Source organism: Loktanella sp. R86503 (assembly GCF_042466455.1).
GTDB lineage: Bacteria > Pseudomonadota > Alphaproteobacteria > Rhodobacterales > Rhodobacteraceae > Loktanella.
In genome coordinates this window covers 1209656-1227732 of the sequence record NZ_JAXHCI010000002.1, presented here as the reverse complement: position 1 = coordinate 1227732, position 18077 = coordinate 1209656, and the positions used below count along the sequence as shown (strand labels likewise).

19 protein-coding genes and 1 tRNA gene are annotated in these 18077 nt (G+C 61.6%); 9 read left to right on the top strand and 11 right to left on the bottom strand.

Annotated features, from left to right (window positions below; all coding sequences use genetic code 11):
• The 4 genes from SJY10_RS06965 to SJY10_RS06950 all read right to left on the bottom strand — a co-directional run bounded on the left by SJY10_RS06965 (position 1) and on the right by SJY10_RS06950 (position 3099).
• Positions 1-288 (bottom strand): DUF1330 domain-containing protein, encoded by a 288-nt coding sequence (locus SJY10_RS06965; protein WP_386680915.1) that lies wholly within the window; start codon positions 286-288, stop codon positions 1-3.
• A gap of 90 nt (positions 289-378) precedes the next feature.
• A complete protein-coding gene (locus tag SJY10_RS06960; protein ID WP_386680913.1) occupies positions 379-1485 on the bottom strand; it encodes an extracellular solute-binding protein in 1107 nt (368 codons plus the stop codon).
• Between the two features lie 76 nt (positions 1486-1561).
• Positions 1562-2656, bottom strand: a complete 1095-nt coding sequence (locus SJY10_RS06955; RefSeq protein WP_386680911.1) for an ABC transporter ATP-binding protein — start codon at positions 2654-2656, stop codon at positions 1562-1564.
• Between the two features lie 357 nt (positions 2657-3013).
• Positions 3014-3099 (bottom strand) — tRNA-Leu (locus SJY10_RS06950).
• A 110-nt stretch (positions 3100-3209) separates the two neighbouring features.
• Between SJY10_RS06950 and lipB the strand changes: the two genes are divergently transcribed.
• Positions 3210-3932, top strand: a complete 723-nt coding sequence (gene lipB, locus SJY10_RS06945; protein ID WP_386680909.1) for a lipoyl(octanoyl) transferase LipB — start codon at positions 3210-3212, stop codon at positions 3930-3932.
• Here lipB and SJY10_RS06940 read toward each other — a convergent pair.
• Complete coding sequence (locus tag SJY10_RS06940; protein WP_386680907.1) at positions 3883-4272, bottom strand: hypothetical protein; 390 nt, start codon at positions 4270-4272, stop codon at positions 3883-3885. The genes lipB and SJY10_RS06940 overlap by 50 nt on opposite strands.
• 327 nt (positions 4273-4599) lie before the next feature.
• Between SJY10_RS06940 and ctaD the strand changes: the two genes are divergently transcribed.
• Both ctaD and SJY10_RS06930 read left to right on the top strand, forming a co-directional pair.
• Complete coding sequence (gene ctaD / locus SJY10_RS06935) at positions 4600-6273, top strand: cytochrome c oxidase subunit I (protein WP_386680905.1); 1674 nt, start codon at positions 4600-4602, stop codon at positions 6271-6273.
• A gap of 58 nt (positions 6274-6331) precedes the next feature.
• Positions 6332-6748, top strand: coding sequence for an ASCH domain-containing protein (locus SJY10_RS06930; protein ID WP_386680903.1), 417 nt, complete (start codon positions 6332-6334; stop codon positions 6746-6748).
• Here the strand turns inward: SJY10_RS06930 and SJY10_RS06925 are convergent.
• Positions 6745-7191, bottom strand: a complete 447-nt coding sequence (locus SJY10_RS06925) for a GNAT family N-acetyltransferase (RefSeq protein WP_386680901.1) — start codon at positions 7189-7191, stop codon at positions 6745-6747. The two genes, SJY10_RS06930 and SJY10_RS06925, sit on opposite strands and share 4 nt — an antisense overlap.
• 132 nt (positions 7192-7323) lie before the next feature.
• Here SJY10_RS06925 and SJY10_RS06920 point away from each other — a divergent pair, with 132 nt between their 5' ends.
• Positions 7324-7812, top strand: coding sequence for a DUF2244 domain-containing protein (locus SJY10_RS06920; protein WP_386680899.1), 489 nt, complete (start codon positions 7324-7326; stop codon positions 7810-7812).
• A 129-nt stretch (positions 7813-7941) separates the two neighbouring features.
• Here SJY10_RS06920 and SJY10_RS06915 read toward each other — a convergent pair whose 3' ends face one another.
• Positions 7942-8406, bottom strand: coding sequence for a GatB/YqeY domain-containing protein (locus SJY10_RS06915; protein ID WP_386680897.1), 465 nt, complete (start codon positions 8404-8406; stop codon positions 7942-7944).
• A gap of 158 nt (positions 8407-8564) precedes the next feature.
• Between SJY10_RS06915 and carA the strand changes: the two genes are divergently transcribed.
• Complete coding sequence (carA, locus tag SJY10_RS06910; protein WP_386680895.1) at positions 8565-9728, top strand: glutamine-hydrolyzing carbamoyl-phosphate synthase small subunit; 1164 nt, start codon at positions 8565-8567, stop codon at positions 9726-9728.
• A gap of 88 nt (positions 9729-9816) precedes the next feature.
• Positions 9817-11733: a glycosyltransferase family 2 protein gene (locus tag SJY10_RS06905; RefSeq protein ID WP_386680893.1), complete on the top strand. Its 1917-nt coding sequence runs from the start codon at positions 9817-9819 to the stop codon at positions 11731-11733.
• Here SJY10_RS06905 and SJY10_RS06900 read toward each other — a convergent pair.
• On the bottom strand, positions 11687-12340 hold the full coding sequence (locus SJY10_RS06900; RefSeq protein ID WP_386680891.1) for a GntR family transcriptional regulator: 654 nt from the start codon (positions 12338-12340) through the stop codon (positions 11687-11689). The genes SJY10_RS06905 and SJY10_RS06900 overlap by 47 nt on opposite strands.
• A 109-nt stretch (positions 12341-12449) precedes the next feature.
• Here SJY10_RS06900 and SJY10_RS06895 point away from each other — a divergent pair, with 109 nt between their 5' ends.
• Positions 12450-13640, top strand: a complete 1191-nt coding sequence (locus SJY10_RS06895) for an FAD-dependent monooxygenase (protein WP_386680889.1) — start codon at positions 12450-12452, stop codon at positions 13638-13640.
• Here the strand turns inward: SJY10_RS06895 and SJY10_RS06890 are convergent.
• The 3 genes from SJY10_RS06890 to SJY10_RS06880 all read right to left on the bottom strand — a co-directional run bounded on the left by SJY10_RS06890 (position 13637) and on the right by SJY10_RS06880 (position 15741).
• Positions 13637-14770: an aminotransferase class V-fold PLP-dependent enzyme gene (locus SJY10_RS06890; RefSeq protein WP_386684561.1), complete on the bottom strand. Its 1134-nt coding sequence runs from the start codon at positions 14768-14770 to the stop codon at positions 13637-13639. The two genes, SJY10_RS06895 and SJY10_RS06890, sit on opposite strands and share 4 nt — an antisense overlap.
• A gap of 66 nt (positions 14771-14836) precedes the next feature.
• On the bottom strand, positions 14837-15274 hold the full coding sequence (locus tag SJY10_RS06885; protein ID WP_386684558.1) for an Lrp/AsnC family transcriptional regulator: 438 nt from the start codon (positions 15272-15274) through the stop codon (positions 14837-14839).
• An 11-nt stretch (positions 15275-15285) separates the two neighbouring features.
• Positions 15286-15741 carry an Lrp/AsnC family transcriptional regulator gene (locus tag SJY10_RS06880; protein ID WP_386680887.1) on the bottom strand — a complete coding sequence of 152 codons (456 nt, stop codon included), beginning with the start codon at positions 15739-15741 and terminating at the stop codon, positions 15286-15288.
• A gap of 133 nt (positions 15742-15874) precedes the next feature.
• On the opposite strand from SJY10_RS06880, the gene ilvC reads away from it, so the two are divergent.
• The gene (ilvC, locus tag SJY10_RS06875) at positions 15875-16897 is read left to right on the top strand and encodes a ketol-acid reductoisomerase (RefSeq protein WP_386680885.1); all 1023 of its coding nucleotides are present in this window, start codon (positions 15875-15877) and stop codon (positions 16895-16897) included.
• Between the two features lie 189 nt (positions 16898-17086).
• Positions 17087-18001 (top strand): DMT family transporter, encoded by a 915-nt coding sequence (locus tag SJY10_RS06870; RefSeq protein ID WP_386680883.1) that lies wholly within the window; start codon positions 17087-17089, stop codon positions 17999-18001.
• Positions 18002-18077: the final 76 nt, after the last annotated feature.

Genomic DNA, 18077 nt, shown 5'->3' with positions numbered 1-18077 from the left:
TCAGACCCCTTCGACAAGGATCATGGTGCTGGTCGCACAGCGGCGGCGGATTTCTGCGACTTCCTGATAGTCAGGATCATTATAGGCAGCCTTGGCGGCCTCGTAGCTGTCGAATTCAATGACAACATGGCGGCCCATGTCTTCGCCTTCGGGCGTTTCGGACTGGCCGCCGCGCACGATGAAACGTGCGCCGTGCGATTGCAGGATCGGCGTGTCACGCGCCACATATTCGGGATAGCCTTCCGGGTCCGTCACTTTGACGTGGCCGATGATGTAGCCTTTTGGCATTGCGTGCATCCTTGCAACTTGATCGTGGATATCTTGGTCTTGGGGGTGGGGCAGGCCCGCAAAGGCCCGCCCCGTTGTGTCAGGCCTGACTTACTGGGCCAGCCATGCCTGGAACTTGGAATCCAGGTCATCGCGGTAGTCGGACCAGAAGCCGTAGTTCGTCACAAAGACGTTGGTGGCGTTGGCCGGATCGGTCGGCATGTGCTCTGCCATCTCGATTCCCAGTTCAGCGTGGGTGCTGACCAGCGGTGCGGACGATGCGCGGGCCGGACCGTAAGCGATGTATTTCGCCTGATCGGCCAGACGCTGGGTGTCAGTCGCGAACTGGAGGAAGTCCATGACGCGGGCTTCACGCTCTTCGGACAGACCATCGGGAACGACCCAACCGTCAAAGTCCAGCATCTGCGCATCCCACAGCATGCCGATGGGCTGGTCCTGCTCTGCAATGGCGCTGAACAGGCGGCCGTTATAGGTGGAGCCCATCACGACCTCGCCATCGGCCAGCAGCTGCGGGGTTTCCGCGCCGGCGGTCCACCAGACGGTGTCGGCCTTGATGCTGTCCAGCTTTGCAAAGGCCTGCGTCTGACCTTCGTCGGTGGCCAGCACGTCATAGATGTCATCCTTGGCCACGCCGTCGCACAGCAGCGCCCATTCCATGTTCGCCAGGGGGCGCTTGTTGAGGGCGCGCTTACCCGGATAGGTTTCCGTGTCGAAAATAGCGCAGATATCGCTTGGCGGCGTGTCGCCGACCATATCCGTGCGGTAGCCCACAGTGGTCGAAAACACGATCTGCGGCACAAAGCAGTCGGACACAATGCTGTCGCCAAAGTCGTCAGAGGCAGAGGAGCCATCGTCGCCTTCGGCCAGCTGTTCATCGACGTCGATTTCCATTGCCAGACCTTCGTCGCACAGACGAATGCCGTCAGCAGCTTCGACATCGACTAGATCCCAGGTGATGTTGTTGGCTTCGTTCATGGCGCGCAGCTTTGCCACTGCCTCGGCCGAGGATTCGTCCCAGACGACGTTCACTTCCGGGTGCAGTTCCTGATAGGGCTCGACATAGGCCTTCAGCTGGCTGTTCTGATAGGCGCCGCCCCAGGACACGATGGTCATGTCGTTGGACATTTCCTGCGCAAATGCGCCTGTTGCTGCCAGCGTCAGTGCCGTTGTCGCGGCAAGTGTTGTCTTCAAAGTCATTCGTAAACTCCCGTTTGGTTACCCGGTCTTATATTGTCGGGCAGTGCCGCCGGGCGCGGCAAAGCCCTGTTCCACATCAGGCGTCCAGCGCGCGGCAGTCCCGCGGCAGCCAGCCGATGTCGATTGTGGTGCCCGGTGTCAGTTTGGTCTGATCGGGCGAATTGCGTGTCTTGATCACAAAGTTATCAATGCCAGCCACCTTTAGCCGCGTGCGGAAAATGTCACCCATATAGATGAATTCCAGCACTTCGGCCTTAAGCGTATGGGCGTTGGGGCCCAGCTTGGCAGTGTCGACCTCGACCCGTTCGGGCCGGATGCTGACCTTGGTGCGCTCGCCGACCTTGCTGACGTTGACGGGGACAGCGTCAATCACTTCGCCGCTGTCCAGTTTCACGACGCAGGTGTCACCCTTGATTTCAGCAACAACGCCTTCTAGCGTATTGTTTTCACCGATAAATTGCGCAACAAAGCTGTTCTGCGGCTCTTCATACAGGGTGGCGGGCGGGGCCAGCTGCTGGATGCGGCCATTTTCGAACACGGCAACGCGGTCCGACATGGTCAAGGCTTCGGTTTGGTCGTGGGTCACATAGACCACGGTGATCCCCAGCTGGTGCGCCAGATTGGTGATTTCAAACTGCAACGTTTCGCGCAGCTGTTTATCCAGCGCGCCAAGCGGTTCGTCCATCAGGACCAGTTCGGGTTCAAACACCAGCGCACGCGCCAGCGCGATCCGCTGCTGCTGACCACCCGACAGCTGGGTCGGGCGTCGTCCGGCAAAGCTGCCCATCTGGACCATGTCCAGCGCGCGCATCACCTTTTGCTTTTGCACCTCTTTACCGATCTTGCGGACCTGCAGCGGAAACGCGAGGTTTTCCGCCACGGTCATGTGCGGGAACAAGGCGTAATTCTGGAACACCATGCCGATGCCACGCTTGTGCGGCGGGATATCGTTGATCGGCTTGCCGTCCAGACGGATATCGCCATGCGTTGCCGTCTCGAACCCGGCCAGCATCATCAGGCAGGTCGTCTTGCCCGACCCCGATGGCCCGAGCATGGTCAGAAACTCGCCCTTCGGCATCGACAGGTTCAGATCCTTGACTACAAGGTTTTCACCATCATAGCTCTTTTGAACGTGGTCAAATTCCACGAAAGCGTCGTCGCTTTGCGCCACGCCAGTCTCCCCGTTGTCTCCGGCGGGTTATCCCGCACTCTTCAGTTTTGAAATAAAGCAACCGCCCAACCAAAGTGCAACATGATTCCCGGTCAGCATCAGGTTGACCCCCAATGCAGTGATTTGGACCGCAAAACGGGCAAAAATCAGTCGAATTGGCCAGCGATATGCCCATGGAGGCGGCGTAAGTCACACAGGCTGCGATGACCTGGACCGACATGCGGGGGCCTGAAAGCGGCACGCAGATGCAATGCCGATACGAAGCCGGCCCGCAACAGCGCAGAAATAGGCCCGTCACACCGCACGAACGGACTGCGACAAATACCAAGCGTCTATCAGTTTTGGGGGATTTTGCCCTGGTGCGGTCGGGGGACTCGAACCCCCACTCCGGTTAAAGAACAGCGACCTCAACGCTGCGCGTCTACCAATTCCGCCACGACCGCAAGTCAGGGCTGCGGCGCGTATAGAACAGCGCGCCGGGCATGCCAAGGGGTGATTTGCGCAGATTTGATTGCCTCTTTCCAACGGCTGCTTTGGCCGCCATATAACCACCATGGTTGAATGGATTACCTCTGACGCGCCCGTCCCTTATGCCGACGCCCTGACATTTATGGAGGCGCGTGCCGAAGCGATTGCTGCCGGCACCGCGCCAGAGGCGATCTGGTTGCTGGAACATCCGCCGCTTTATACCGCCGGCACCTCTGCAAAGATTGCCGATCTGGTCGATCCGGACCGTTTTCCTGTGTTCGAGGCCCGGCGCGGCGGACAATATACCTATCACGGCCCCGGTCAGCGTGTGGCCTATGTCATGCTGGACGTCGGCAAACGCGGCCGCGACGTGCGCCGCTTCGTGCAGGATCTAGAACATTGGGTGATCGCGACGCTGGACCGCTTTAACGTGAAGGGCGAAATCCGCCCTGGCCGGGTCGGCGTCTGGGTGCAGCGCCCGGAAAAGCCGCTGTCGCCCACGGGCGCAGTGCAAGAGGACAAAATCGCGGCCCTGGGCATTCGTCTGCGCAAATGGGTGTCATTTCACGGCCTGTCGATCAACGTCGAACCGGACCTGCGCCATTTTGATGGCATTGTGCCCTGCGGCATCAGCGATCATGGCGTGACCAGCCTTGTCGATCTGGGCCTGCCTGTCACAATGGCTGATCTGGATGTCGCGCTGCGCCAGAGCTTTGATGAGATCTTTGGCGCAGCTGATCCGGCTGAAGGCAAAACCCCTAGTTCGGCAGCACCGCGGCTTCGGCGCGGGCGGTCAAGGCATCCATAACCGTTCCATCTGCGTTTTCAGCGCAAGCCTCGGCCATGACGCGCATGGTTTCACCCGGCTCGGGCATGGCGGGTGGCGCGGCCGCAGCCGGATCGATGCCCGCGGCGGCCAGCACAGCCAGATCGTCAGGCGTCGGCTGGCCCAGCTGCGCGTTCAGATCCTGTTCGACCACCGCGGCGACTGCATTCTTTTCACCGTCCTCCAGCGCCAGAAAATCGATGCAGGTCAACTGGCCGCCCTCAGGCTTTGCCTCTGCCCCGGTCTGCGCCGTCGCCGGTGCCATCAAGGCGCCAGCAATCGCAAGGGATGCGTAGAAAAAGGTTCTTGGATGGCGGATCATCGCAGATATCCTGTTCAAAATAAACAACCTGCACCGCATAGGCGGCCATTGCGGCATGATTATGACCGCCCGCCGCCCCAAATATCACTGCGCCGGCGTCAATCCGCCCGCCATGCCCCCCAGCCTGCCCGTACCTGCGCTTGCCGCCTTGCGTTTTTTTCGCACCCAGCCCCTCGTAAACCGCAGGCCCTGCGCCAATATATCCCATGTCCTGCGCGGCTTTGAATGTTGCGATAGGCAGGCCGGTCCACTAGAACAAGCTTTAGTCAGGATGCGGGGCTACGACTCGCGCCCCTGTATCCGTAGCCAATTCTGAGGGAGAGCCACATGGCAGACGCCGCCATCCACGGCCATGACCATCACGACGAGCGGGGCTTCTTTACCCGCTGGTTCATGTCCACCAACCACAAAGACATCGGGATTCTGTACCTGTTCACCGCGGGCCTTGTCGGCTTCATCTCGGTGGCCTTCACAGTCTTCATGCGTATCGAGCTGATGGAGCCCGGCGTCCAGCATATGTGCATGGAAGGCGCGCGCCTGTTTACCGATGCAGCGTCGACCTGTACGCCAAACGGTCACCTCTGGAACGTCCTGATTACCTACCACGGCATCCTGATGATGTTCTTCGTGGTTATTCCGGCCCTGTTCGGCGGCTTCGGCAACTACTTCATGCCGCTGCAGATTGGCGCCCCGGATATGGCGTTCCCGCGGATGAACAACCTGTCCTACTGGATGTATGTTGCCGGCACAGCCCTGGGCGTTGCGTCCATGCTGGCCCCCGGCGGCGGCGGTCAGGCCGGTTCCGGCGTCGGCTGGGTCATGTATCCGCCCCTGTCCACCTCCGAAGGCGGCATGTCGATGGACCTTGCAATCTTTGCGGTTCACCTCTCCGGTGCCTCCTCGATCCTGGGTGCGATCAACATCATCACGACCTTCCTGAACATGCGTGCCCCCGGCATGACAATGCACAAGGTGCCCCTGTTCGCTTGGTCGATCTTTGTGACCGCATGGCTGATCCTGCTGGCGCTGCCGGTTCTGGCCGGTGCCATCACGATGCTTTTGATGGACCGTAACTTCGGCACCACCTTCTTCCAACCCGAAGGCGGCGGCGACCCGATCCTGTACCAGCACATCCTGTGGTTCTTTGGCCACCCGGAAGTGTATATCATCATCATCCCCGGCTTTGGCATCATCAGCCACGTCATCGCGACATTCTCGAAAAAGCCGGTGTTCGGCTATCTGCCGATGGTCTATGCGATGGTTGCCATCGGTGTTCTGGGCTTCGTCGTCTGGGCACACCACATGTACACGGTCGGCCTGTCGCTGACGCAGCAGTCCTACTTCATGATGGCTACAATGGTCATCGCGGTCCCCACCGGCGTCAAGATCTTCTCTTGGATCGCGACCATGTGGGGCGGCTCGATCGAATTCAAGACACCAATGCTGTGGGCAATGGGCTTCCTGTTCCTGTTCACCGTCGGCGGCGTGACCGGTATCGTGCTGTCGCAGGCTGGCATCGACCGCGTGTACCACGACACTTACTACGTTGTGGCCCACTTCCACTACGTCATGTCGCTGGGCGCTGTGTTCGCCATCTTTGCGGGTATCTACTTCTACCTGCCCAAGATGTCTGGCAAGATGTATCCCGAATGGGCCGGCAAGCTGCACTTCTGGATGATGTTCATTGGTGCGAACATCACCTTCTTCCCGCAGCACTTCCTGGGCCGTCAGGGTATGCCGCGTCGTTACATCGACTACCCCGAAGCCTTCGCCACCTGGAACTATGTCTCCAGCTGGGGTGCCTTCATCAGCTTCGCGTCTTTCCTGTTCTTCATTGGCGTGCTGTTCTACACCCTGCTGCGCGGCGCGAAAGTGACGCAGAACAACCCGTGGAACGAATACGCAGATACGCTGGAATGGACCCTGCCCTGCCCGCCGCCCGAACACACCTTCGAGCAGCTGCCAAAGCAAAGCGATTGGGACAAAGTCCACGCCCACTAAGCCAGATACAAAAGGCCCCGGAAATATCCGGGGCCTTTTTTCTATAGAAGGCATCACGATGACCGACCCCGCCGCCCTGACCGCCCTGCGCCGCCGCTATCCGGGCGCTGAAACCTTCACCTTCGGCGACGGGCCAGACCTATGCGCCCGTTTGCTGACCTTGGTCCGCAACGGGCAAAAGACAGCCAGCACCGGCGCTTTGCGCGACTATGACAACGGCGATCCGCTTCCCGTCCCCGGCCGATGTGACATCGCCCTTCACTGGGACGGACGCCCAGCCTTCGTGATTGAAACGCAGCAGGTTATTACCTGCCCCTTCCAACAGGTCACCGAAGCCATGGCGCTAGCAGAGGGCGAAAACGCGGATCTTGCCGGCTGGCGCAGGGATCACATCGCCTTTTTCACCCGCAACGGCGGTTTCGATCCGGATATGCAGGTCGTCTGGGAACGTTTCAAAATGATACAGATTTGCTAGATCTTGATGTCATAGGTGACCCAGGGCGTGCGCACCGCAACCCGGTCATAAACACCGCGGGCGCGGTAATTATCCTCTGCCGTGATCCAGCGGATCACCGTCCATCCCCGCGCCGCGCCAATCTCGCGCAGCGCCGCGATCAGCGAATCCGCAGCCCCACTCCCCCGCGCGTCCGGGTCCACGAACAGATCGTCCAGAAACCCGCCGGTACTTGCGGTCAGCGGGCGGGCAAAACTTCGATAATGCGCAAGGCCAATGGGCGCCCCGCCTTCGTCGCAGGCCACCAGACCGCAGGTCTCATGCCCGCGATCCATCAACCAACCCCAGACCGTTTCGCGCATCGCCTCGCTCTGCTTCACCCGGTAAAACGCGGCATAACCCGCATAAAGCGTGCCCCACGCCGCCCGGTCCTCAGGCCGAACCGTTCGTATTGTCACAGCCACAGTTATCCTCCTGCATCGTCACCCGAATTCTTTCAGATCAGATTTCATCTGGCAAAGTAAACTCCCGCCGGAGGCTCCGGCGCGACCAACGGGCGCAGTTGCCAGCGCATCACCCCCTGCTAAAACAATGCCATGCCCTACGAATGGACGCCCGAACCACCGCATGATGCCCCGGACTGGACCCTGTCGCTCTGGCCCTATCGCTCTTTGCTGCGCCGGGACTTCGTGCTTTTCATGGGGGCAACGGCGACGATCATTACCCTGCCGCTGCTGACCGTGCTGGGGACTGCGGTGCTTTGGGCATTGCTGCCCTTTTTCGCCATCATGTTCACCGGACTGTGGTACGCCCTCAACCTCAGCTATACCCGAGGCGAAGTGCTGGAAGAATTGCGCGTTACCGCCGATACCGCGCAACTGACCCGCCACAATCCCAAAGGACCGCGTCAGGACTGGCAGGCCAACAGGCATTGGGTATCGGTTCACCTGCACCCCAAGGGCGGGCCGGTTGAAAACTACATCACCCTGCGCGGCGGCGACAGAGAGGTCGAGATCGGCGCTTTTCTGGACGCAGCAGAACGTCTTGCGCTCTACGATGATCTTAAACGCGCCTTGCGCGGCTAAGATTCCTTGCCCCTCACGCCACCGCGAACGCAAGCGGACCGCGCGGTGGGCGGCATCATTCAAAATAGGCCAAGCCAGTAAAAAAAGGGGTGGGCGGGCGGGCCCGCACACCCCCATATCCTCAGGCCATCAGCCCAGTTTGTTCTTTACCATCGGCCCGACGCGGCCAAAATCCATCTGGCCGGTGTATTTGTCCTTCAGGACAGCCATCACCCGGCCCATATCGCGCAGGCTGGCGGCTTCCGTTTCGGCGATGGCAGCATCGACAGCGGCCGCGGCCTCGTCTTCGCTCAGCTGGCGCGGCAGAAATTCCTCGATCACCCTGATCTCGGACTGTTCCTTCTCGGCCAGTTCCAACCGGCCGCCTTCCTCATAGGCGCGGGCGCTTTCTTGGCGCTGCTTGACCATGCGGCCCAGAATCGCCAGCACATCGCCTTCGGACACGGTCGCCCCTTCTTCGGCCCCGGTGCCGCGCAATGCGATGTCACGGTCCTTGATTGCGGCGTTGATCAGGCGCAGGGTGGACAGACGGTCCGCCTCTCTGGCCTTCATTGCATCCTTGAGTGCTGCGGAAAGTCGCTGTCGCACGTCCATGTCAGTCGTCCCATATTCTAGATCGGCGCAACATAGGGTCGCGAACCGCCACAGACAAGCACCCGAACGCCGCGTCACCCACACCGCCTTGACCCGGCCCGTCTGCCCCCGTAAGACGACACGAATTTGCGCGCCCGCACTGCCAAAGGGGACCCCGGATGACCGCCACCGACACCGCAAAACCGACCGCCTGCCTTGCCCTTGCCGATGGCACTGTCTTCTTCGGACAGGGATTTGGCGCAACCGGCCAGACCACCGCAGAACTGTGTTTCAACACGGCCATGACCGGATATCAGGAAATCATGACTGACCCGTCCTATGCGGGCCAAGTCGTAACCTTTACCTTTCCGCATATCGGCAACACCGGCGTCAACGCCGAGGATGACGAGACGAACGACCCCGTCGCAGCCGGTATGATCGTTAAATGGGACCCGACAGAAGCGTCGAACTGGCGCGCAACCGAAGAGCTGACGACTTGGCTGGCCCGCCGCGGCCGCATCGGCATGGGCGGCGTCGACACCCGCCGCCTGACCCGCGCGATCCGCCAGCAGGGCGCGCCGCATGTCGCACTGGCGCATGATCCGGACGGCAACTTTGATATCGCAGCACTGGTTGCAGCCGCCCGCGGCTTTGCCGGTCTGGTTGGCCTCGATCTGGCCAAAGACGTCACCTGCGCCCAAAGCTATCGCTGGGATGAAATGCTTTGGGCTTGGCCTGATGGCTACAAAACCCAAACCGCACCGCGCCATAAGGTCGTCGCCATCGACTATGGTGCCAAGCGTAACATCCTGCGCTGCCTGGCCTCTGCGGGTTGTGACGTCACCGTCCTGCCCGCCACCGCCACGGCCGACGACGTGCTGGCCCTGAACCCTGACGGCGTGTTCCTGTCCAACGGCCCCGGCGATCCCGCCGCGACCGGTGCCTATGCCGTGCCGATGATCAAGGGTGTGTTGGAACGGGCTGATCTGCCGGTCTTTGGCATCTGCCTTGGCCACCAGATGCTGGCGCTGGCGCTGGGTGCACAAACGGTCAAGATGAACCACGGCCACCACGGCGCGAACCATCCCGTCAAGGATATGACCACCGGCAAGGTGGAAATCACCTCGATGAACCATGGCTTTACCGTCGACAGCCAGACGCTGCCCGAAGGTGTGCAGGAAACCCACGTCAGCCTGTTTGACGGGTCCAACTGCGGCATCGCCATGACGGGTCGCCCGGTGTTTTCCGTGCAATATCACCCAGAGGCAAGCCCCGGCCCGCAAGACAGCTATTACCTGTTCGAACGGTTCGCCGATGCGATGGCCGCCAGCAAGGCCGGCTGATCTTAACGGCATTTAAGGTTTGTTAACCTTAACTTAACGCGAAATTAACGATCTACTGACCAAATGGCCCTGCAGTGAAAGCAGGGCCATGAACGTTTCCGCCATCCCCACATCCCCACCCGGCATACCTGCGACGGCGCTTTGCGATTTCCAAATCGGGCCGGATATGATTGTCGGCCATTTGCTTGGCACGCAGCATATCTCTGCGCAGATCGCCGATCAGGCCCGCGATATCGCCCGGCAGGACCAGCTGCCGCTTCTGGATGTGCTGGTGACACGGTTCAGCGTCTCGCCCAGGGCTTTGGTCATGGCCGAAGGGGAGCTGCTTGGGGCCCGCATCATCGACCCGGCCCTGCACCTGCCGCAGGCCGCCCTGGTTCGCCGCTATGGCCCGGCGCGGGCGCTAATGCATCATGTGCTACCTTGGCGGACGGCTGGAAATTGCACGCTCGTGCTGGCCCCCTGCTATGACGTCTTCCTGCAGCACCGGCAGGAATTGCAGGATGCTTTGGGGCCGGTGCGGGTGGCGCTTTGCACCCGCGCCCAGATCAGTGCGGCGCTTGTGCAGGGGTTTGCCGCCGATTTGACCGACCGCGCCGAAACACGCCTGCCCGCCGGGCAAAGCAGCCGGAACTGGCGACCCGGGCGGGTCATGCAAATCACCTGCCTTGGGGTGGCCCTGCTTGCTTGCCTAGCCCTGCTTGCGCCAGTCACATTGATAACCGCGCTTTCGGCGCTGGCCGTCGCCCTGCTGGTGCTGTCGGGCGCGGTCAAGGCGGCAGCGGCGCTGTGCGGCACGGGTGCACCGCAGCCGCCGCCCGCCTGCGATGGCCCACTGCCGATCATCACCCTGCTGATCCCGCTTTACCGTGAACGCGCCATTGCCGAACATCTGCTGACCCGGTTGGAATCGCTGGATTACCCCCGCGAACGGCTGGATGTCTGCTTGGTGCTGGAGGACGACGACGACACGACTCGTCAGGCGCTGGGGCGGACCCACCTTTTGACATGGATGCGGCCCGTCATCGTGCCCAAGGGCACCCTGCGCACAAAGCCGCGCGCCTTGAACTACGCCCTCGATTTTGCCCGCGGCAGCATCATCGGCGTCTATGATGCAGAGGATGCACCCGATCCTGACCAGTTGCGCGTCGTGGCCGCGACTTTTGCCCATGCCGGCCCAAGGATTGCCTGTCTGCAAGGCGTGCTGGATTATTACAACAGCACCGCCAACTGGCTGACACGCTGTTTTACCATCGAATACGCAAGCTGGTTCCGCGTTGTGCTGCCCGGCTATGCCCGTATGGGTCTGGTTGTGCCATTGGGCGGCACCACGCTTTTCTTTCGCCGCGATATTTTGGAAAGTCTGGGGGCCTGGGACGCCCATAACGTAACCGAAGACGCGGATCTGGGTCTGCGCCTTGCCCGCGCTGGGTATGAAACCGTCTTTATCCCCTCGGTCACGCAGGAAGAGGCGAATGGTCGCTTCTGGCCCTGGGTCAAGCAACGCTCGCGCTGGTTGAAGGGATATGCCGTCACCTATTGCGTCCATATGCGCAATCCGGCGCAGCTTTGGCGTGATCTGGGGGCGCGGCGGTTCTGGGGTGTGCAGGTCCTTTTCGCAGGCACCTTGTCGCAATTCGTGCTGGCACCGCTGATTTGGTCATTCTGGCTGATCCCGCTGGGCTTTCACCATCCGGCGGTTGACCTGCTGCCGCCATGGGCATTCTGGACGATGGTTGGCCTGTTTATCACGTCAGAGGCAGTCAATTTCGCCATATCGGCCCTTGCCCTGCGCCGCGCGGGCAAGACCTGGCTGACCCCTTGGGCACTGACCTTGCAGCTTTATTTCCCGCTCGGGGCCATTGCCGTCTATAAGGGCCTGCTAGAGCTGACGTGGAAGCCGTTCTTTTGGGACAAGACCGCCCACGGCATCTTGCTGCCGAAAACCGCGGCCCGCGTCAGTCAGCCGCCTCGACCTTTGCCGCATCCAGCCGCAGCCGAGTAGCGAACGCCTCGGAGATATGGGCCCGCAGGGCGGCATCGGCCGCATCGCCGTCACCTGCGGCAATCGCCTCTACGATGCGGCCATGTTCCTGCAAGGTATCGCTGCCGCGCCCTTCGGCGGCGATGGATGTTGTCGCCAGCAAGGCCATCGACCTGTGCACAAGGTCCAACTGCTGCACCAGAAACCTGTTGTGAGAGGCCAGATGGATCTGCTTGTGAAACCGCCGGTTTGCACGGGCCAGCGCATCGGGATCGTTTTTCAATGCCTGATCAGCCCGCAGCATATCGCGCAGCACGGCGACCTCTTCTGGCGTGGCATGGCGTGCGGCAAGGCGCGCGGCCAGCCCTTCCAGCGTGCCGCGCACGACATAAAGCTCTGCCATCTGCGTGTGATCCAGCGATGCCACGATCAGGGACCGGCCGTCGCGGGTCAGCAGGCTCTGCGTCTCCAGTCGCTGCAACGCCTCTCTTACCGGGGTGCGGCTGACGCCAAGGCGGTCGGCCAGCTCGCTTTCCACCAATCGGTCACCCGGCTTGTAGAAATGGCTGTCGATCGCCTCCAGGATCAGGGCGTAGGCGTCTTTTTGCGGTGTCGCGCGGTCCTGCATCGTGCTTCCTTATATCTGCGCCGGACCATAGCCGCGATTACGGCAGACGGGCAAGGATGTCGCAGGGCGCGGGCTTTCCCAATGGCCCGGCGCGGCCTATATCAAGCCTATGAATAGAATTCGCACAGATATCGTGATCAGCGGCGGCGGTGTCGCCGGATTGGCCGCAGCCGTGGCATTTGGCGCGGCGGGCTTTGACGTCATCATTGTCGACCCCGCCCCGCCCGTCACCGACGCCGCCCAGGACGGCGCCGATCTGCGCACGACCGCGTTTCTGCAACCCGCCAAGGCGTTTCTGGACCGCGCGGGCCTGTGGGCGGCGTTGGCGCCCCATGCGACGGCGCTGGACGTCATGCGCATCGTCGACGCGGCAAAGGACCCTGCCACCACACGCGATTTCGTTGCCGACGACATTTCCAACGCACCCTTTGGCTGGAACCTGCCAAACTGGCTGCTGCGCCGTGTTATGGTTGACCGGATCGCGCAGATGCCAAATGTGACCCTGCGCACCGGCACCGGCTTTGCTGGCATGGTCGCGCGGCTGGATCAGGCACTGGTCCGGCTTGACGACGGCACCCAAATCGCTGCCAAGCTGGTCATCGGCGCGGATGGCCGCAATTCGGCCGTGCGGCAGGCGAACGGTATTGACGTTACCACCACCCGCTATGGCCAAAAGGCCGTGACCTTTGCCGTCACCCACCCGCAGCCGCACGGCGGCATCTCGACCGAGGTGCACCGCGACGGCGGCCCGTTCACGCTGGTGCCCTTGCCCGATGTCGATGGGCAGCCCTGTTCATCCGTCGTCTGGATGGATACCGGACCAAAGATCGCAGCCCTGATGGCGCTGGATGATGCCGCCTTTACCGCCGCCGCCAACACCCGCAGCGCGGGCGTGAACGGCACATTGACGCTGGTGGGCAAACGGTCGGTCTGGCCGATCATCACCCAGATCACGGATCGCATTACCGCCCCCCGCACCGCGCTGGTGGCAGAGGCGGCGCATGTCATGCCGCCCATCGGCGCGCAGGGGCTGAACATGTCGCTGGCCGATATGGCAAGCCTACTGGATCTGGCCGTCGAAAATCGCGACATGCTGGGTCAACCTGACATGCTGGCCGCCTATGCGCAGGCCCGCCACGGCGACATGCGTTTGCGGGTGACAGGCATCGACGCCCTGAACCGCACCTCTATGGCCGCAAGCCCGCTGGTCCATGACCTGCGGGCCTTGGGGGTTGCGGCGCTGCACGATGCAGCGCCTATTCGTCACCGCCTGATGAAACTGGGGCTTAATACGCGTTAAAGCACGCGGGTCAGCACCGGCAGCAGGCGGTCCAACGTGGCGGGCACATCGTAAAGCTTGTCCAGCCCGAACAGCCCCAGCCGAAAGGTCATGAAATCCGCAGGCTCCCCCACCTGCAACGGCACGCCGGCCGCGATCTGCATACCTTCGGCGGTAAAGGCAGCGCCGGATTTCACCGCCGGATCATCGGTATAGCTGACCACGACCCCCGGTGCCTCGAACCCTTGCGCCGCAACCGATGCCACGCCCAGATCGGCCAGATGCGCCCGCACGCCGCGGCCCAGTTCCCATTGCGCGGCCATCAGCCGCTCAAAGCCATAGTCCCGCGATTCGATCATCGTATCACGCAGATCGCGCAGCCCGTCCGTGGGCATCGTCGCGTGATAGGCATGGCCGTCATCCTCGTAGGCCTTCATGATCTGCCGCCACTTTTTCAGATCCCCGGCAAAGCTGTTCGACGTCGTCGCCTCCAGCCGCTCTGCCGCGCGATCCGACAGCATCACCAGACCCGCACAAGGCGTGGACGACCACCCCTTTTGCGGAGCAGAGATCAGCACGTCCACGCCTGTCGCCTTCATATCGACCCAGACGCAGCCGGACGCGATGCAATCCAGCACCATGATTGCGCCAACCTCATGCGCGGCATCGGCCATGGCTTTCAGGTAGCCATCGGGAAGGATCATCCCCGCGCTGGTTTCCACATGCGGGGCGAACACCGCATCGGGCCTTGCGTCCCGGATCGCCTGCACGACATCCGCAATCGGTGCGGGCGCAAAGGGTGCGCGGCTGTCGTTGCCGGTTTGATGCGCCATCTTGACGGTGGTTTCCCCCGCAAAGCTGCCCATGTCGAAAATCTGCGACCAGCGATAGGAAAACCAACCGTTGCGCAGGATTAGGCAATGCGCCCCGGTGCCGAACTGGCGCGCGACAGACTCCATCGCAAAGGTGCCGCCGCCGGGCACAATGGCAACCGCGTCCGCCTTGTAGACGTCTTTCAACATGCCGGACACATCGCGCATGACCTGCTGGAACGCCGCGCTCATGGAATTGAGCGAGCGGTCGGTGAAAACGACAGAAAATTCCATCAAGCCATCGGGATCAACGGGTGTGCGGGGGGCGGCGGTGGTCATCATACTCTCCTTGCGTTGCTGCAACAGCTAGGCCGGAACGTCGCCTCTGGCAAAACCTATCTGCGCCTAAAGCGGCCCGGGTCGGCGTTCCTCGGTTAACAGCACGTTTGCCTCGACGTTGCCGACACCGGGCAACGTCATGATCCGCCGCCGTAGTACGCGTTCAAAGTCCGCCAGATCCCGCGCCACAACCCGCAAGCGGTAGTCATAAAGGCCCAGAACATGCGTGACGACCTGCACCTCCGGGATGCCGCCGACAGCGCGCTCGAAATCCTCCATCCCGACGCGGCCTTTGGTCGCCAGTTTGATCCCAAGGAATACCGTCACGCCAAAGCCCAACTTTTCCGCATCCAGCAACAGCCGCCGCCCGGTCAGGATCCCCGCCTCTTGCAGCCGCTTGATGCGCCGCCATGTGGCTGGCTGGCTCAGCCCCAGCTGCCGCCCCAGCGCGCTGGCTGATTGCCCGGCGTCCGCAACCAGCAAGGTCAGCAAGGCGCGGTCCATGTCGTCCAGTATCACAGCGGCAACCTTTCATCCGATTTGACCGCCGCCACATCCATCAAAGCTTCGATATCCGCGATATGCGGCAAGGCCAGGATGTGGTCGCGATACAGCATCTGGTAATGCTGCAAATCCCGTGCCACCAGCACCAGCCGCACATCCACACGGCCTAGAAATGTCTGGATCTCCAGCACCTCTGCCACCTCGCGCGCTGCCGCCAGAAAGGCGTCAAAGGCACTCGGCACCGCCTTGTCCAGCGTCACACGCAGGCTGACCTGCAAAGGATAGCCCAGCTTGGCCCAGTCGATCACCGCCGTTTGACCCCGGATAATCCCCTGATCCGTCATCCGGTCCAGCCGCCGCGCCGCCTGCCCTGCCGTGACTCCCGCCAGCACAGCAAGTTCCGGCACTGTCAGGCTTGGGTCCGCCTGCATCCGGCGCAAAAGCGCCCTGTCTTTATCATCAAGCATGAATATCCTGAAAAATGCCATTCTCGCGCATGATATATATCATCTGGCCAAAAAAACTCGAAAAATCGACCTATCGTCCACCGCGAAAATCCATATGGTGCGCTTCAATGCAACCAACCAAGGGATATTCCCCATGCGCGTTTACTACGACCGCGATTGCGACGTGAACCTGATCAAGGACAAAAAAGTCGCCATTCTGGGCTACGGCTCTCAGGGCCATGCCCATGCGCTGAACCTGCGCGATTCGGGTGCCAAAAACCTCGTCGTTGCCCTGCGCGAAGGCTCCCCCTCGGCCAAGAAAGCCGAAGGCGAAGGCCTCAAGGTTATGGGCATCGCCGAAGCTGCCGCGTGGTGCGATGTCATCATGTTCACCATGCCCGACGAGCTGCAGGCAGAGACGTACAAAAAGTACGTCCATGATAATCTGCGTGAAGGTTCTGCCATCGCTTTCGCCCACGGCCTGAACATCCACTTCGGCCTGATCGAAACCAAGCCCGGCATCGACGTCATCATGATGGCCCCCAAGGGCCCCGGCCACACGGTTCGCGGCGAATACACCAAAGGCGGCGGCGTGCCCTGCCTGGTGGCTGTCCACCAGGACGCAACCGGCAAGGCGATGGAAATCGGCCTGTCCTATTGCTCTGCCATCGGTGGCGGCCGCTCGGGCATCATCGAAACCAACTTCCGCCAGGAATGTGAAACCGACCTGTTCGGCGAACAAGCTGTCCTGTGTGGCGGTCTGGTCGAACTGATCCGCATGGGCTTCGAGACGCTGGTCGAAGCTGGCTACGAGCCCGAGATGGCCTATTTCGAGTGCCTGCACGAAGTGAAGCTGATCGTTGACCTGATCTATGAAGGCGGCATCGCCAACATGGATTACTCGATCTCCAACACCGCAGAATACGGCCAGTACGTCTCCGGCCCGCGCATCCTGCCCTACGACGAAACCAAAAAGCGCATGAAAGAGGTTCTGACCGATATCCAGAACGGCAAGTTCGTGCGTGACTTCATGCAGGAAAACGTTGTGGGCCAGCCCACGATCAAAGCCTCGCGCCGCTCGAACGACGAGCACCAGATCGAAGTCGTCGGTGCCAAGCTGCGTGCAATGATGCCCTGGATCTCTGCCGGCCGTATGGTCGACAAGGCGAAAAACTGATCTACTCGGATAAGTAATCAAAGGCCCGCCAGTTTGGCGGGCCTTTTTGTTGGGCGGTGCGCATCATTAAATCATCCCGCCAAAAACGCGCCTACCAAACCCGCTTTCAACTGCTGCACTTTGCGCGTTTTCATACAGACAAACCTGCGCTAGGCAGGTCCCGTCCCCTACGCAAAGTTAATTGTCGCCATGCATGCCGCCCAAGCCCCCGCCCCGACCGCCGCAAACTGGGCGTCCATCGGACTGCTAGGTCTCATCTGGGGCGGCACATTCATGGTCGTCGCGGTGGCACTGCAAGGCTATGGCCCGCTGACCGTCGCCTGCGCCCGCACATCGCTTGGCGCGGTTGCGCTGTTCTCATTGCAGGCCGTCATGCGACGCCCCTGGCCGGCGTTCACACCGCGCTTGATGAAATACCTGACGGTGATCGGTGTGCTGAACACGGCGCTGCCCTTTGCCCTGCTCTCTTGGGGGCAGCAATATGTCCCGTCCGCCTTCGCCGGCATTTCCATGGCCGCCCTGCCGCTTTTCGTGCTGCCGCTGGCGCATTTCTACAGCGACGAGCCGCTCTCGACCCGCCGCCTGATCGGGGTCAGTACCGGTTTTCTGGGCGCTTTGGTGCTGATCGGCCCCGGTGTGCTGCGCATCGGTTCCGGCATGGAACCACTGGGCCAGCTGGCTTGCCTGACCGCCGCAGGTTCCTACGCCGTCGCCAGCATCATGACGCGGCGCTGCCCGCCCATTGATCCGATCGTGCTGTCGGCGATCACCCTCGGCGTTGGATCGGCCATCCTCATCCCCGCTATGCTGCTGGTCGAAGGCATTCCAGGCCCTGCTGCGCCCCTGCACATGGCGGCTATAGTCTTTCTGGGGCTGTTCCCGACCGCCCTCGCAGCACTGCTGCGCGTCATCGTGATCCGTTCGGCAGGCTCGGTTTTCATGACGCTGGTCAACTACCAGGTCCCGCTATGGTCGGTCCTGTGCGGTGCCCTCATCCTGTCGGAAACTCTGCCCCTACGCTTTTTCGCGGCTCTTGTGCTGATCCTGTGCGGTCTTGCCATCAGCCAGTGGGGCAGCCTGCGCAAACTCTTCGCCCGCAACTGACCCCGGACGCCCCCCTTCTTCTGGTCACAAATATCCCGGGGTCTGGGGCAGAGCCCCAGTCCAACGCTGCCTGAAA